General features: G+C 61.3%; 11 protein-coding genes. 8 read left to right on the top strand and 3 right to left on the bottom strand.

All coding sequences use genetic code 11. The features are described 5' to 3' along the window. Window positions 1–38 precede the first annotated feature (38 nt). Complete coding sequence (gene rmf, locus AC2LD7_RS10785) at window positions 39–254, top strand: ribosome modulation factor (RefSeq protein WP_021207445.1); 216 nt, start codon at window positions 39–41, stop codon at window positions 252–254. Window positions 255–346: 92 nt separating this feature from the next. Here rmf and AC2LD7_RS10780 read toward each other — a convergent pair whose 3' ends face one another. Together AC2LD7_RS10780 and AC2LD7_RS10775 are read right to left on the bottom strand one after the other, a co-directional pair. Next, complete coding sequence (locus AC2LD7_RS10780; protein ID WP_484597735.1) at window positions 347–1,387, bottom strand: quinone-dependent dihydroorotate dehydrogenase; 1,041 nt, start codon at window positions 1,385–1,387, stop codon at window positions 347–349. Window positions 1,388–1,475: 88 nt separating this feature from the next. Further along, window positions 1,476–1,697: a DUF2835 domain-containing protein gene (locus tag AC2LD7_RS10775; RefSeq protein ID WP_484597734.1), complete on the bottom strand. Its 222-nt coding sequence runs from the start codon at window positions 1,695–1,697 to the stop codon at window positions 1,476–1,478. A gap of 176 nt (window positions 1,698–1,873) precedes the next feature. Between AC2LD7_RS10775 and AC2LD7_RS10770 the strand changes: the two genes are divergently transcribed. Continuing rightward, on the top strand, window positions 1,874–2,797 hold the full coding sequence (locus AC2LD7_RS10770; protein WP_484597733.1) for a DUF6685 family protein: 924 nt from the start codon (window positions 1,874–1,876) through the stop codon (window positions 2,795–2,797). Between the two features lie 151 nt (window positions 2,798–2,948). On the opposite strand, the gene AC2LD7_RS10765 is transcribed toward AC2LD7_RS10770, so the two are convergent. Continuing rightward, window positions 2,949–7,793, bottom strand: coding sequence for an NAD-glutamate dehydrogenase (locus tag AC2LD7_RS10765; protein ID WP_484597732.1), 4,845 nt, complete (start codon window positions 7,791–7,793; stop codon window positions 2,949–2,951). Window positions 7,794–8,102: 309 nt separating this feature from the next. On the opposite strand from AC2LD7_RS10765, the gene AC2LD7_RS10760 reads away from it, so the two are divergent. The 6 genes from AC2LD7_RS10760 to AC2LD7_RS10735 are packed head-to-tail and all read left to right on the top strand — an operon-like array spanning window position 8,103 to window position 14,891. Next, window positions 8,103–9,062 (top strand): AAA family ATPase, encoded by a 960-nt coding sequence (locus AC2LD7_RS10760; RefSeq protein WP_255959074.1) that lies wholly within the window; start codon window positions 8,103–8,105, stop codon window positions 9,060–9,062. Further along, window positions 9,062–10,033 carry a DUF58 domain-containing protein gene (locus AC2LD7_RS10755; protein WP_484597731.1) on the top strand — a complete coding sequence of 324 codons (972 nt, stop codon included), beginning with the start codon at window positions 9,062–9,064 and terminating at the stop codon, window positions 10,031–10,033. Before AC2LD7_RS10760 ends, AC2LD7_RS10755 begins: the two co-directional genes overlap by 1 nt. Further along, on the top strand, window positions 10,030–10,527 hold the full coding sequence (locus tag AC2LD7_RS10750) for a DUF4381 domain-containing protein (RefSeq protein ID WP_484597730.1): 498 nt from the start codon (window positions 10,030–10,032) through the stop codon (window positions 10,525–10,527). Before AC2LD7_RS10755 ends, AC2LD7_RS10750 begins: the two co-directional genes overlap by 4 nt. Next, window positions 10,520–11,536 carry a vWA domain-containing protein gene (locus AC2LD7_RS10745; RefSeq protein ID WP_484597729.1) on the top strand — a complete coding sequence of 339 codons (1,017 nt, stop codon included), beginning with the start codon at window positions 10,520–10,522 and terminating at the stop codon, window positions 11,534–11,536. Before AC2LD7_RS10750 ends, AC2LD7_RS10745 begins: the two co-directional genes overlap by 8 nt. Next, window positions 11,533–13,272, top strand: a complete 1,740-nt coding sequence (locus tag AC2LD7_RS10740; RefSeq protein ID WP_484597728.1) for a VWA domain-containing protein — start codon at window positions 11,533–11,535, stop codon at window positions 13,270–13,272. Before AC2LD7_RS10745 ends, AC2LD7_RS10740 begins: the two co-directional genes overlap by 4 nt. Beyond that, window positions 13,269–14,891, top strand: coding sequence for a BatD family protein (locus tag AC2LD7_RS10735; RefSeq protein ID WP_484597727.1), 1,623 nt, complete (start codon window positions 13,269–13,271; stop codon window positions 14,889–14,891). Before AC2LD7_RS10740 ends, AC2LD7_RS10735 begins: the two co-directional genes overlap by 4 nt. Window positions 14,892–14,914 lie beyond the last annotated feature (23 nt).

Raw genomic sequence — 14,914 nt, 5'->3', positions numbered from 1 at the left:
CAACAGGAACACCAGTCAACCACTGAGGGCAATACCCAATGAGAAGACTCAAGCGTGATCCGATGGAACGAGCATTTCTACGCGGTTATCAGCATGGCATACACGGTAAATCTCGCGATCTCTGTCCTTTTTCCCATCCCGAAGTACGCCAAGCCTGGATTAACGGCTGGCGGGAGGGTCGCGGCGACAACTGGGATGGTCTGACCGGCGCCGCCGGTCTTCATCGACTGAACGAACTACACGCGGTCGGCTGATTCAGGATCACACCGACTTCAACTGGCACGCCCCACCCGGGCGGCGGGCTTGAAGCCCGGGGCTCCCTCAGGGAGCCCCACCGGGCAACAGATTAACGATCTACGTCCTTCCGAGATTGCAGCGCCGCGATGGCATCCACAGCCTCACGTATCAATGCCGGCCCCTTGTAAATAAAGCCCGTATACAACTGCACCAGGCTCGCACCGGCTTCGATTTTTTCCGCCGCATGCCGCCCCTCGGTAATGCCACCGACTGCGATGATCGGCAGACGGCCTCTCAGGGTTTCAGCCAGCACCTTAACGGTGTGAGTACTCTTCTCGCGCACCGGCGAACCAGAAAGCCCCCCCGCCTCGTCTGCGTGAGCAAGACCGGCGACGCCTTCACGACCAAGCGTCGTGTTCGTCGCGATGATGGCGTCCATCCCGGCCTGCAATACAGCTTCGGCAACCAGCACGGTTTCTTCGTCAGTCATGTCCGGCGCGATCTTGATTGCCAACGGCACGCGCTTACCGTGCAACACCTCCAGATCTTCCCGGCGCAAACGAAGCGCGTCGAGTAATTGCTTGAGCGAATCGCCGAACTGCAGGCTGCGCAGCCCCGGTGTGTTAGGCGAGCTGACGTTCACGGTGACGTAGCTCGCCTGGTGGTAAACCTTGTCCAGGCACAACAGGTAATCGTCCTGGGCACGCTCGACCGGGGTATCGAAGTTCTTGCCGATATTGATGCCCAGAATGCCCTTGAAACGGGCTGCATCGGCCCGCTCCAGCAGCGCATCGACACCATGGTTATTGAAACCCATGCGGTTGATGATCGCTTCGGCTTCCGGCAGGCGAAAGATGCGTGGCTTCGGATTGCCTGGCTGCGGCCGGGGCGTCACGGTGCCCACTTCGATAAAACCGAACCCCAACTGAGACATGCCGCAGATCGCCTCGCCATTCTTGTCCAGCCCGGCTGCCAGCCCCACAGGGTTGGGGAAGTCCAACCCCATCACCCGCACCGGCAAACTCGCCGGCGCTTTGCTCAACATGGCGTTAAGCCCCAGACGGCCACCCGCACCGATAAGGTCGAGCGACAGCTCATGGGAAGTCTCAGGGGTAAACTTGAACAACAACTGGCGGGCCAGGTTATACATACGCAGCCTAGATCCTGGAAAGTGTGGCGCCGGAGTATAGCAGGAGAGAGCCATTTTCAGCGGCGCGGAACCGCCACCGGAAAAGCGTCTAATCGAGCCGACGCAAGCGAATCAGCTTGCCCTCTTGAGCGAATTCCATCTCAAATGAACCAAACACACCCGCTGTTGTCAGAAAGGGTCGCAAATGGTGTGCCGGTAAGCTGACGCTCGTTCCTTCCCGGCTCTTGATCAGGATACGATTGGCACGCCCCTGATAGACAGCCAGCAGCCTGTCGGCAGGTAACGCGATATCCAGCACGAGGTTTGGCATGGAGGCTCCTCATTGATCAGTGCAGCGATTTTGCAATTGTGGCATCCCACCAGTAGCACGCGGCCTTTCGTAGACACGCCTATGTGTTATATCCGCAGGCAAAAGCTCGGCAAAGGCAGTGCGCGACGTCGCCGGCTCTGCCAAACTTCGGCCGTAGCCCAACGCGTTCATCCACAATGATGAGCCTGCCCGAGCCGATGCCGTCCGTGACCTCCCGAATCGCCAGATTTGCCCAACGCCTTGGACTGACCGGCAAATCGCCGCGTCATATCCTTGAGCACGCCAGCCAAATCCGATTGCCCTTCGCTCCGCTCTCCGAGCCAGCGCCGAGTATCTTCTGGCATGACGGGCCCTGCCTGCAACGATTCGTCGATCTGCCAAGGGGCGCACTCTCCGGCCCAATCCAGGAGGACAAAGCCAGAGCTCGCGCAGCCTTGACCCGCCTGGTGCGAGAGGAAGTTAGCAGTTATCCGTCACTTGATCTGCGGCAGGTAGACGGTCTCGGGGGGCAGAGCACGGATGGAAAAATCTATCCAACGTTCGAAGCCTTTGCCGCTACACCGGCCTGCCGGCAGCTACGCGTGATCAGCTACAAGGATTTTGTGCGAACCATCACCGCTGCCCTACCCGACTTCCAGACCAATACCCCGATCGAGCTTCGCCAAGCCAGCTGGCTTGGCGAGCGGACTTACTGGTCAGGCGAGCATCATGCAGAAGCCTTCGCTTGCGCCATTGCTTATGCGCGACTGCGGGGGTTGGAGGTATCACTGCCGTGTGAGCTGACCGACTACCGGCTCGATGCAGGCGGGTTGCAAGCGCTGGACAATGAATACCATGCCGTCACCATGCCGGCGCAGGCCTGGAACGATCGCGAATTCATGGGCCTGCTGCTCGATACCAAAGTCCCTTATGCTCGCTTAACGCTGTTGCGCAACGTCAATAACTCCGAGTTGCTGTTGCTGGACAAGCGGGAGCCCGCCGCCAATGCGCTGGGTGAAGGACTCAAGTACGCTGGCGCGCCAGACATGGTCCGTTATCTGCGTGACCTGCCCCAGATCACCCGCTTCCGCCTCGGCCATCGAGCGGCACAGCCGGATTGATTTCGGCTTGGACGTTCCGCAATTCATCGTCCACGACGCCCGCAGTGACTTCACTGCGCAACTGCAGACCAATAGCTGAATGCAAAACGCCGATGCACATGCACCGGCGTTTATCGTGAAGTCGCCAGAGAAATTGGCGATTCAGCATGCCCTAGCGTCGCGCGCTCTCCAACGCCAAGTCCTGCAGTTCGCGTCCGGCAACTGCATACATGGCATAGTCGACCGTACTAGCGCCACGCAACTCGACCAGCATCCGCCGCCAACGCTCGACCTGATATTCGCGCTGTTCCAGCCAGAGCTGAACGCGAGCATCCAAATCCTCAGGCGCGTCGCTCATCTGCAACACCGAAACGGTGATGGCGCGCTGTTGGCTGTCGAGATCATCGCGAAAGCTTTCTCGCGCCAGCGCCTGCCAGTTGTTCTCGACCGGTAGACCGGTGACCTGCTGCAAATACCAGGGCAACTCCAGTGCGCCGCCGACGGCGAAGTATGCAGCCGCGACATCAGCCGGCGGTTGGCCGGTTTCGTCAGCCGCTTCCAGAATCGGCAGTAATGTGTACAGATGGTTGGTACCGGCTACCATCCGCGCCAGCAATTCAGGAACGCCTGCCTCGGTGTAGCGTTCGTAACGGGCCTGCCAAAGCTCACGCGTGCCGCCCTGCAGCAGCGAATCGAGTTTCAACCCGAGTGCCGCGACACGCGGACCGAAATGTCCAACGTCGCGCGCCGCATCCAGCTCGCTACGACGGTTGCGCAAGAACCACCGAGTAGCGCGACGCCCTAGCCGCATGAGCTCTTCCATGAGGTTCAGCTGCAGTTCGGCCGGCACCTTGTAGTCCAGCGCCTCGATCTGACGGAACCAGTGCGGCAGATGAAAAATGTCCCGCACGATCACATAGGCACCCGCAACATTCGCCGCGCTCAGCCCTGTGGCCTCTCTGAGCCGCTGCACGAAGGTGATGCCCATGTTGTTGATCAGATCGTTGGCGATCTGCGTGCTGACGATCTCTCGCTTCAGACGATGCTGCAGCATCGCACCGCGATACTGCTCGGCCAACAGTTGCGGGAAGGCGCTTTCCATCTCCCGCGCCAGATAGGCATCGTCCGGCACGCGCGATTGCAGCAGATCCTCCTTCAGGTCGATCTTACTGTACGAGATCAAAACCGAGAGTTCCGCGCGCGTCAGGCCTTTGCCCAGCGTCGCGCGCTCGGCCAGCGCCTCGTCGGTAGGCAGAAATTCCAACGCGCGATCCAGCAGCCCGTCGGCTTCCAGCGTGCTGATCAGCCGCTTGTACTCACCGCCGCCCTCTCGCGCACGATGTTCGGCCTGCGACAGCGCCTGGGTCTGCTTGTAGTTGTCATGCAGCACCAGCTCGGCCACTGCATCGGTCATCTCGAACAACAGCTGGTCGCGCTGCTTGCCGGTCATATCGCCCGCGCTGACGGTTTCGTTGAGCAGAATCTTGATATTGACCTCATGGTCGGAGCAGTTGACTCCACCCGCGTTATCGATGAAGTCAGTGTTCGCCGCGCCGCCATGCAGGCAATACTCGACTCGCCCCAGCTGGGTGATGCCAAGGTTGCCTCCCTCACCGATGACCTTGGCCCGTAGCTCGCTGCCATTGACGCGCAGCATATCGTTGGCCTTGTCGCCGACATCCGCGTGGCTCTCCAGGCTGCTCTTGACGTAGGTGCCGATGCCACCGTTCCAGAGCAGATCCACCGGTGCCTTGAGCAGCGCATGGATGAGTTCGGCCGGGGTGAGCTGATCCGCTTCGATCTCGAAACGCGCCTTCATCTGCGGGGTGATTTCGATGCGTTTGGCCGAGCGCGGGAAAATGCCGCCCCCTTGGGAAATCAGCGAAGCGTCGTAATCAGTCCAGGATGAGCGCGGCAGATCGAACAGGCGCTTGCGCTCGACAAAACTGCGTACCGCATTCGGCTCCGGGTCGATGAAGATGTGCAAGTGGTTGAAGGCGGCTACCAGTAGCAGCGTCTCGGACATCAGCAGGCCGTTGCCAAACACATCCCCGGCCATGTCGCCGATGCCGATCACGCTGACCGGATCGCGCTGTACGTCTATGCCGCGTTCGCGGAAATGCCGTTGTACCGACACCCAGGCACCCTTGGCAGTGATGCCCATCTTCTTGTGGTCATAGCCGGCCGAACCGCCGGAGGCGAAGGCATCACCCAGCCAAAAGTCGTACTCGGCGGCGATGCCGTTGGCAATGTCAGAGAATGTAGCGGTGCCTTTGTCGGCCGCGACGACGAGATAGGGATCGTCTTCGTCGTAGCGCAGCACGTTGGCAGGCGGCACCACGTTGCCATCCTTGAGGTTGTCGGTGATATCCAGCAGCCCGCTGATGAAGATCCGATAGCAGGCGATGCCCTCGGCCAGCACCTCATCGCGCGAGCCGCTGGTCGGCAGCCGGCGCGGCACGAAACCGCCCTTGGCGCCGCCCGGCACGATGATCGCGTTCTTCACCTGCTGCGCCTTGACCAGGCCCAGCACTTCGGTACGGTAATCCTCCTCACGATCGGACCAACGCAAGCCGCCACGGGCGACCTTGCCGCCGCGCAAATGCACGCCTTCGACACGTGGCGAATAAACGAAAATTTCGAATTTCGGCGCCGGACGCGGCATCTCCGGAATCGAACGTGGATCGAGCTTGAAGCTGAAGTAGCTCTTTGGTTTTCCGCTGGCGTCGGCCTGATAGAAGTTGGTCCGCAACGTTGCCTTGATCAGCGCCAGATAGCGCCGCAGGATCCGGTCCTCGTTGAGCACGGCGACATCATCCAGCGCGGTGATGATGGCTTGTTCCAACCGAGCCTGCTTATCGGCCAGGTCTTCTTCGCCAAGCTTGCGCGCCAGGTAGAAGCGCATCTTGAACAAGCGCACCAGCTCACGCGCAATGTCGGTGTGGTTGAGCAGCGCGCTGGCGATGTAGCCCAGGTCGAAACCCATGCGAATCTGCTTGAGATAGCGACCGTAGGCGCGCAGCAGCGCCACTTCGCGCCAGGTCAGCCCGGCGGTCAATACCAGTCGATTGAAGGCGTCGTTCTCCGCCTGACCGTTGTGGATGGCAATGAAGGCATCCTGCAGCGGCTCGTTGATCTCCATCAGATCGATTTCGAGCCCCTCGGCATAGGTGAACGCGAAATCGTGAATCCAGTATTCGCGACCGTCCTTACGTCGCAGATGGAAGGGAAATTCACCCAGCACACGCAAGCCAAGATTTTCCAGAATCGGCAGCATGTCTGACAGCGGTAGCGGTGTGTTCAGGTGATAGAGCTTGCAGTGCAGACGATTTTCCACCGCCGTGATCGGCTGATAGAAGCTCATCACCAAGGGGCGCTCTTCGCTCAGACTCAACACGTGCTGCATGTCGACCGCAGCCGAGTGAGGGGCGAAGCGCTCGCGGTAACCGGCCGGGAAGCCCTTCGGGAAATCGCCGAGAATGCCGGTGCCCTTGCCTTCGCCGAAGCGTTCGATTACCACGCTGGAATAGTCGTCCTGCCAGGTCCGGCAAGCTTGCACCACTTCCTGTTCCAGCTGGGCCGGATCGAACTGCACCTGCTTGTTCGGATCCAGACGCAACAAAAACTGCACGCGAATCAGCACTGACTCGGAGAAGTAGGTCGAGAACTCACAGCCGCTGGCCTCGAGCCTGTCCACCAGCACCTGCTGAATGCGCAGTCGCGTTTCGGTCGAGTAGCTGTCTCGCGGCACATAGGCCAGGCAATAGCAGAAGCGACCGTAGGGATCGATGCGCAGGAACAGCCGCAGCTTGTTGCGCTCTTGAATCTGCACGATGGCGATGGCGGTGTCGAAGAGCTGATCGATGGTCATCTGGAACAGCTCATCGCGCGGCAGCACTTCAAGTACCTGAATCAGTTCCTTGGCCAGATGCGCGGAATCCTCGAAATGGGAGCGTTCCACCACTTCGGCGACCTTGCTGCGGATATAGGGAATCCGCCGCACGCTCTGGGTGTAGACAGAGGAGGTAAACAGGCCGAGGAAGCGGCACTCCTTGGTTACCCGCCCCTGCTCGTCGAACTCCCGAATGGAGACGAAATCGGGATACGCCGGCCGATGCACCCTGCTCGGCGTCGCCGCTTTGGCGAACGACAGCAGTAACGGCTCGCGCAAATAAGCCAAGGCGGGCGGCATGATCAGCTGTTCACTTTCTTCGAGACCCGTGCGTAAGGTGCGCGACAAGCCCAGTAGCGACGATTCGTCATAGATGATCCGGCCACCGTCGCCCTGATCGATGACGGTGAACTCTTCATAGCCAAGGAAGGTGAAATGATCGTCGGCCAGCCAGTGCATGAAATCCATGCTCTCAGCAAGCTGGGCATCGTTCTGCTGCAGCGTACCCAGACGGGCATAGTGTTCTTCGGCCTTCGCCTTCATCGCCGGGAAATCGTTCACAGCCAGACGGACTTCAGCCAGAACACCGTGAAGCGACTGCTCCAGTTCGCGCAAAGCAGCGGCGCTGGCGCAGCGGTCTATTTCGACAAAGATCAATGACTCGGCATCGCTGCCCTCGACAGAGCTGCCCTTGGGCAGCAGCTCAAGCAAACTGTCATCGGCGTCCCGACGGACCTGCAACACACTGTTCTGCAGCGTGTGAATCGCATAACCGCGGCGGGTCAGCTCCATCCGCACCGAATCGACCAGAAACGGCATGTCGGGGTGCAGCACCTCGACCACGCTGTGCGTCGACTGCCAGCCGTGCTTCTCATAGTCAGGGTTGAATACGTGAACTTCCGGACTGCCCGGATCGAAGCGCTCCAACAGGCGCCAACTGGCCAACGTCGAGCCGACAAGATCGGTCATGCGTCGCTCGGTGAGTTCGGATAGAGCGACGATTCCGAAGAACTGCTCGGCGAAAAGTCCTACTTGTGGCAAGAGTTTCTCGTCGACATGCTGCGCCAGGGCCACTTGCAGTTGTTGCTGAAAGTCGGCTTTGCTGGCAGCTGTAAAGAACGCCATTTTTTCGCTCCATTCTGGCTTGGAATTCGACTAAGGCAGTCGCGGGACCTGACTGGCAACGCCACGCGTAAGTTCAACGTTAGTTCAGCAAAACAGTGATTGCATGAACGCGGCCTACCCTTGTCTGGCGATGCCAGTGACCCAACCGTCACATTTAATTCGTGAACATGACGACCAGCTTACGGACTCGCCTGGCGCGTCCTGGAGTGACGAAGTTGCCGAGCCGCGCATAGCCTGTGCCTCGGCAATGAATTAAAGTCTTAGCCGTCGAGCGCCCGCCCCGACACGCCCCTTCAGAAGAGCTCAGCGATGGACCACCGTGAAGCAATAGTCGCGTTGCGACAGTTTCTTTCAACCCAGATTCTTGGCCAGGAACGGCTGATAGAGCGACTGCTGATTGCATTGCTAGCCGACGGCCACCTGCTCGTCGAAGGCGCCCCGGGTCTGGCCAAGACCCGGGCCATCAAAGAGCTGGCAGGCGGGATCGAGGCTGAGTTTCACCGCATCCAATTCACCCCCGACCTGCTCCCGGCCGATATCACCGGTACGGAAATTTATCGCCCGGAAACCGGCAGCTTCGTCTTTCAACAGGGGCCTATTTTTCACAATTTGGTACTGGCAGACGAAATCAACCGTGCTCCGGCGAAAGTCCAATCGGCGCTGCTCGAAGCCATGGCCGAGCGCCAGGTCAGCGTCGGCCGCAGCACCTATGACCTATCGCCGCTGTTTCTGGTGATGGCAACCCAGAATCCCATCGAGCAGGAAGGCACCTATCCATTGCCCGAAGCGCAGCTCGACCGCTTTCTGCTGCACGTGAAACTCGGCTTCCCCGATGCATCGGTGGAGCGTCGCATCCTTCAGCAAGCCCGCGGCGAAGCCATCAACGGCGAAACCCCTCCCGAGCATCGCGTTTCGCAGCAAGCGATCTTCGCTGCGCGAAAAGAAATTCTCGGCTTATACATGGCCGATGCGGTGGAGGAATACCTGGTGCAACTGGTCATGGCGACCCGCACTCCCGCCAAGTTCGACGCCGAGTTGGCCGGCTGGATCGCTTATGGCGCCAGCCCGCGTGGCTCGATATCGCTGGACCGCTGCGCCCGTGCCCACGCCTGGCTGGCGGGTCGTGATTTCGTCAGCCCGGAAGATATCCAGGCCATGCTGTTCGACGTACTGCGCCACCGCCTGATCCTTTCATTCGAAGCGGAAGCCGCCGGCATCGATCAGGATCGCGTTCTGCAGCGCATCCTCGACGTGGTGGCGGTGGCCTGATGCAACCTTCGCCGACCGCCGGCAACGGCCATGCGCCACACTCGCCCGGTGACGGAATACGTGTGAGTCTGGCCGAGCTGATCGACATTCGCCATCGAGTCAGAGAGGTGCCCTTGTTTTCAAGTCCGCACCGGCGCAGCCAACTGGTCGGCCTGCACCACTCCAAGCTCCGCGGGCGTGGTGTGGACTTCGATCAAGTGCGTATCTATCAGGCCGGCGATGATGTTCGCACCATCGATTGGCGAGTAACGGCGCGAACCCAGGAGCCCCATACAAAGCTGTTCCACGAAGAGCGCGAACGACCTATTTACATTCTCGTGGAGCAAAGCCCCCGGTTATTTTTCGGCAGCGGCATGGCCTTCAAATCGGTGCTTGCCGCCCGAGCTGCCAGCCTTGTCGGCTGGGCCGCGCTGAGCCATAACGACCGTGTCGGCGGCTTGGTCTTCGGTCACGGCGAACAGCATGAGATCAAACCGCGACGCAGCAAGCAGAGTCTGCTGCAGCTGCTTGATCGCCTAGCCCGGGCAAACGCCGGACTGGATGCGGACCAGAACAGCGACCCGGATTCGTTCGGCCTGGCGTTAAGACGAGCCCGCGAAGTGTTGCGTCCCGGAAGTCTGGCGGTAATTGTCTGTGACGAGCGCGCCCTTGGCGATGCGGCCGAACAACAGCTGACATTGCTCGCGCGCCATGTCGATCTATTGCTGATGCCGGTTTTCGATCCCCTTGACCATGCCTTGCCGGCCGCCGGCCTGCTGCGTTTTGCTCAGCTCGGCGCGCGGTTGGAACTGGACACCCATGATGAGGCCCTACGCCAGACCTACCGTCGCCAAGGCGAGGCCCGCAGCGCACGCTGGCAGCGCTTGGCTGATCGCCTGCGATTGCCGTTGATGCCGCTGAATGCTCAGTATGAATTGGTCGATCAACTGCGCGATCACCTCAGCGTGCAGCATCCCGGAGCGCGCCGATGAGCACGCTCGATCAACTCGAACCCTTGATCACACCGGCGCCCATTATCTGGTGGCCACCAGCGCCCGGCTGGTGGTTTCTTGCAGCGCTGAGCCTCAGCATTCTGTTGCTGATGCGCTTGCGGCCTTGGCGGCGCTGGCAACGAGACGAAACCGCCGACGGCACAGAGGCTGCCATCGAGCCTCAGCGCCATGTCGCGCTGATCGAACTCACCCAGTTGAACAAGCCCTACGATGGGCAGCCGGCAAACCAGTGGTTGCAGCAGCTCAACGCGCTGCTCAAGCGCCTGTGCCGCATCCGCTATCCGGACGATCACCCGCACACGCTCAGCGGTCGCGCCTGGCTGGCGTTTCTCGACAGTCGCTGCCCAGCCGCCGGTTTGACTCGCTGGATGGTACTGGTCGAAGGCGTTTACCGCGCCGAATGCCGGCTGGATGACAAGGCCATTCAGGGCCTGGAACAGGCCGTGCATATCTGGATTCGCAAGCATGTTTGAACTGGCGTGGCCGTGGGTTTTCCTGCTATTTCCATTGCCCTGGCTGCTGCGCAGGCTGCTGCCGGCCGTCGACAGTGGCGATGCCGCCTTGAAGGTCAGCTTCCTCGGCGAACTGGAATCGCTGGCGGGTCGCCGCGCTGCCGTCGCCCTTCCCTCGTGGCGTCAGCAACTGCCGTACCTGGTGGTCTGGTCGCTGCTGCTGTTTGCCGCCGCCAGGCCACAATGGCTCGGTGAACCATTGCCGTTGCCCACCAGTGGCCGTGATCTTCTATTGGCGGTAGATGTATCCGGGTCGATGGACTACCCCGACATGCAGTGGCAGGGAGACGAGGTCAGCCGCCTGGAGCTGGTCAAACATCTGCTCGGCGATTTCATCATCGAACGTCGCGGCGACCGTGTCGGCCTGATCCTTTTCGGCAGCAAGGCTTATCTGCAAGCGCCGCTGACCTTCGACCGCCAAACCGTGCGCACCTGGCTCGACGAGGCCGTCATCGGCATCGCCGGCAATAACACGGCCATCGGCGACGCCATTGGGCTGGCGGTCAAGCGCTTGCGCGAACGCCCCGCTGAAAGCCGAGTGCTGGTATTGATCACCGACGGTGCCAACAACGGCGGCGAGATCGAACCGTTGCTGGCTGCACGCCTGGCAGCAGGTGAGAGCGTAAAGGTGCATACCATTGGCATCGGCGCCGATGCGCAGACCGATGGCGCGCTCAGTCGTTTCGGTTTCAACACCGGCGCCGAACTGGACGAACCGACACTGCGAGCAATCGCCGAGCAAACCGGCGGCAAATACTTTCGAGCGCGCTCGAGCGAGGAGTTGAAGGCCATCGGCGCCACCCTCGATCAACTCGAACCCGCCGCGCAACAGCCGGCAAGGGCACGCGTCGCCGAAGCGCTATATGTCTGGCCACTGGCGGCAGCCCTGCTGATCAGTCTGCTACTGGTTGCAAGCAGACTTTGGCATCTGTCACCTCAGCGCCTCGGCTGGCGTGGAGAGCGCTCGTGAGTGAGTTGCTGCCACATTTGCTTCGGCCGTTCTGGCTGTTGATCCTGCCTCTGCCGATCTGGTTGCTGTGGCGTCTCTGGCATCGTCAACGGCAGATCGGTCGCTGGCAGCGCCTGTTGCCCGAAGCCTTCCATGCGGCACTGCTGACCCGCGGCAAGCTGCGCAACAGCAGGCGGCCATGGTTACTGCTCGGCTTGGCCTGGCTGCTTGCTTGCCTGGCGTTACTGGGGCCGAGTTGGCAGCACGCCGAACAACCCAGCCTGACGCGCACCGACCCGCTGGTGGTGCTGCTGGACACAACGCCCGCGATGCTCGCTGCCGATGTACGCCCCAACCGCCTGGAGCAGGCCAAGCGCAAAATTCTCGATCTGCTGCATACCCGTCAGGATGCCCAAACCGCCGTTGTCGTGTTTGCCGGCAGCGCCCACACGCTGGTGCCGCTGTCCAACGATATCGCCACGACACAGAACCTCCTGAGCGCGCTGCAGCCGGAGCTGATGCCGGAACCCGGACACCGAGCGGACCTGGCGGTGGCACAAGGCATTGAGCTACTTGAGCGAGGCGCCCGCGGACGAGGCCGACTGCTTCTGATCGGTAGCAGCCTGGACGAACAGGAACGCTCAGCGATCCGCACGTTGCTCGACGATAGCGACCAGCAACTGCTGATTCTCGGCATCGGCACCGAACAAGGCGCTCCAATCGCCAAGGAAGACGGCAGCTTTCTCAAAGATGACAAGGGCAGCATTCTGATCCCGCGTCTGGACGGCAGCGCGATGCGCCATTTCGCGACCGACATCGGTGGGCGCTATCAGCAGGCACGGATCGACGACACGGATTTGCGCAACCTGGGATTACTGGAGCGCAGCGGGACGTTGCTAACCAAGGACGACACGACCCGGCTCGACACGTGGCTGGATCAGGGCCACTGGCTGATATTGCCGCTGCTGTTGCTGGCAGCCTGCGCCGGGCGCCGCGGCTGGCTATTCTGCCTGCCCCTGATCATCTTCATGCCGCAGCCGGCGAATGCGCTGAGCATGGAGGGCCTATGGTTACGGCCGGATCAGCAAGGCATGCGCCTGCTGCAATCCGAGCGTCCAACCGAGGCCGCCGAGCGGTTCGAAGATCATCAATGGCAAGGGTTAGCTCGCTATCAGGCCGGTGACTTTGCAGGTGCCGCCGAGCAGTTCTCCAAAGGCGATACCGCCGCGGATCACTACAACCGCGGTAATGCGTTGGCGCGCAATCAGGAACTGGAGGCCGCCATTGAAGCCTATGATCAAGCGCTGGCATTGGATCCGGAGCTAGACCCGGCCCGTCGCAACAAGGCCACCGTCGAAGAGATCCTCCGCCAGCGCCAGCAACAGGCACAGCAGAACGAAACCTCAGCAGTTCAGCCCCCGCAGGATGCCCCACCAGATACCGGGCAAACGCAACAGACGCCTTCGACCCAGGGCTCAGCTGGCTCCTCGCCTGAAGCAGCTGAAACCGCCGAGCAGGACGATGCCAGCGGTGACGCGAGCCAAGACGCCAATCCGGCGCCAGACACTACGCCCGCCGAGACGAAGCAGAACGGCGATGCAGACGCGACGCTGGCCCAGGCCCAAGAGGCTTCTGCCGATCCCGAGCAGGATCAGGCGATGAATCAGTGGTTACGCAAAATTCCCGACAACCCCGGCGAACTGCTGCGCCGCAAGTTTCTCTACGAACAACGCAAGCGCCAGGAAATGAACCAATGATGCGGCTGATGACACTGGTGTTTCTGCTCCTGCTCGGCTGCCAGGCGAGCGCCTCCACACTGGTCGCACGGGTCGACCGAACCCAGCTGAGCCTGGACGAAACAGTCGAGCTGACGCTTGAAACCAACGACGCCACCGTATTCAGCAAACCGGATCTGCAACCGCTCGATGGCCTGTTCAAGGTATTCGGCACCCGTCAGGTCAATCAGTTGTCAGGCGCCAATGGCGAGGCGCGTGCCATCACTCAGTGGCTGATCACGCTGCAGCCGCGGCAGGCCGGCTATGTCGTGATCCCGCCGCTACAGCTGGGCGATTGGCGCAGCGAACCCATCACCCTGCACGTCAGCGAATCCAGCGCGGACGGTGGCGACAAGCTTGCACCTATATTCATCGACGCCAGCCTCGATCAGGACAGCGTCTACGTGCAGGCGCAGGTCGTCCTGACCCTGCGCATCTACCATTCGGTTTCGCTCTATGACGACAGCACACTTTCGCCCTTGCAGATGAGCGATGCGCTGGTCGAGCGGTTGGGCGAACCGCGCACTTATGAAAAAGACATCAACGGCATTCGCCACGGCGTGATCGAGATCCGCTATGCGTTGTTTCCGCAAAAGAGCGGCACGCTGACCATCCCCGCGCAGCTGTTCAGCGCCACTACGGCCACGCCCTCGAACGGTGACTACTACGGCTCGCGCTTCGGTAAGTCCATGCAGGTGAAATCCCCCACCATTCCGCTGCAAGTCAAACCCAAACCGGCCGAATATCCCGCCGATGCGCCCTGGCTGCCGGCGAGCAATCTGACCCTGGTCGAAGCCTGGAGCCCCGACCCGCAGGACGCGGAGCTCGGCGAAGCGCTGACGCGCAGTCTGCTGTTGAAGGCGGAAGGTCTGTCCAGCACGCAGCTGCCCCCAATCGAATCGCCGCAGGTGCCGGGGCTGCGCCACTATCCCGATCAACCGAGCCTGAGTAACGAGGTCACCAACAACGGGGTCAACGGCAGCCGCGAGCAGCGCGAGGCCCTCGTGGCAACGCGAGCCGGAGATTTTCTACTGCCGGCCGTGGAGCTGATCTGGTGGAACACCACCGAGGATCGACTGGAGCGCAGCACTCTGCCCGAGCGAGCGCTGCACGTGGCAGAAAACCCCGACCTTCAACAACCGGCGGTCGAGTCTGCCGATACGCCGCAATCGGGCAAGCAGGTGCAGCTGTGGCCCTGGCAGCTGAGCAGCGCAGTGCTGGCCCTGAGCACCCTGCTCGGCTTCGGTTTGTGGCTGCGCGCGCGCAACCAGCCGGCGGTAATCCGCCCCCCGCAGACCGGCCCCACGCCGCGCAGCCTGCTCGATGATCTCAAGCGCGCCTGCCTGGCTAATGACACCCAGACGACGCGCCACGCGCTCGATGCCTGGGCACGCCAACAACCCGAGACGCTGGCTGATATGGCCGCGCGCTTCGTACCGCTGTCCGACGCCCTCGATGGGCTCAATGGCGCGCTTTACAGCGAGACCGGCCAGCGTTGGCAGGGCGAGGCGCTGTGGCACGCCATCCAGAGTTTGCCGACAGCGCAACCCACCGACGTTGAGCAAGAAACAGGCGCCCTACCGCCGCTCTATCCACGCTGAAGCTCACTGCGCTTTCTCGACTG

Source organism: Stutzerimonas sp., assembly GCF_982611455.1.
This window is presented reverse-complemented; position numbering and strand designations above follow the sequence as displayed.

Coding starts and splice junctions, on each gene's coding strand:
- rmf (WP_021207445.1), top strand. CDS start 39: ATGAGAAGACTCAAGCGTGATCCGATGGAACGAGCATTTCTACGCGGT.
- AC2LD7_RS10780 (WP_484597735.1), bottom strand. CDS start 1,387: ATGTATAACCTGGCCCGCCAGTTGTTGTTCAAGTTTACCCCTGAGACT.
- AC2LD7_RS10775 (WP_484597734.1), bottom strand. CDS start 1,697: ATGCCAAACCTCGTGCTGGATATCGCGTTACCTGCCGACAGGCTGCTG.
- AC2LD7_RS10770 (WP_484597733.1), top strand. CDS start 1,874: ATGATGAGCCTGCCCGAGCCGATGCCGTCCGTGACCTCCCGAATCGCC.
- AC2LD7_RS10765 (WP_484597732.1), bottom strand. CDS start 7,793: ATGGCGTTCTTTACAGCTGCCAGCAAAGCCGACTTTCAGCAACAACTG.
- AC2LD7_RS10760 (WP_255959074.1), top strand. CDS start 8,103: ATGGACCACCGTGAAGCAATAGTCGCGTTGCGACAGTTTCTTTCAACC.
- AC2LD7_RS10755 (WP_484597731.1), top strand. CDS start 9,062: ATGCAACCTTCGCCGACCGCCGGCAACGGCCATGCGCCACACTCGCCC.
- AC2LD7_RS10750 (WP_484597730.1), top strand. CDS start 10,030: ATGAGCACGCTCGATCAACTCGAACCCTTGATCACACCGGCGCCCATT.
- AC2LD7_RS10745 (WP_484597729.1), top strand. CDS start 10,520: ATGTTTGAACTGGCGTGGCCGTGGGTTTTCCTGCTATTTCCATTGCCC.
- AC2LD7_RS10735 (WP_484597727.1), top strand. CDS start 13,269: ATGATGCGGCTGATGACACTGGTGTTTCTGCTCCTGCTCGGCTGCCAG.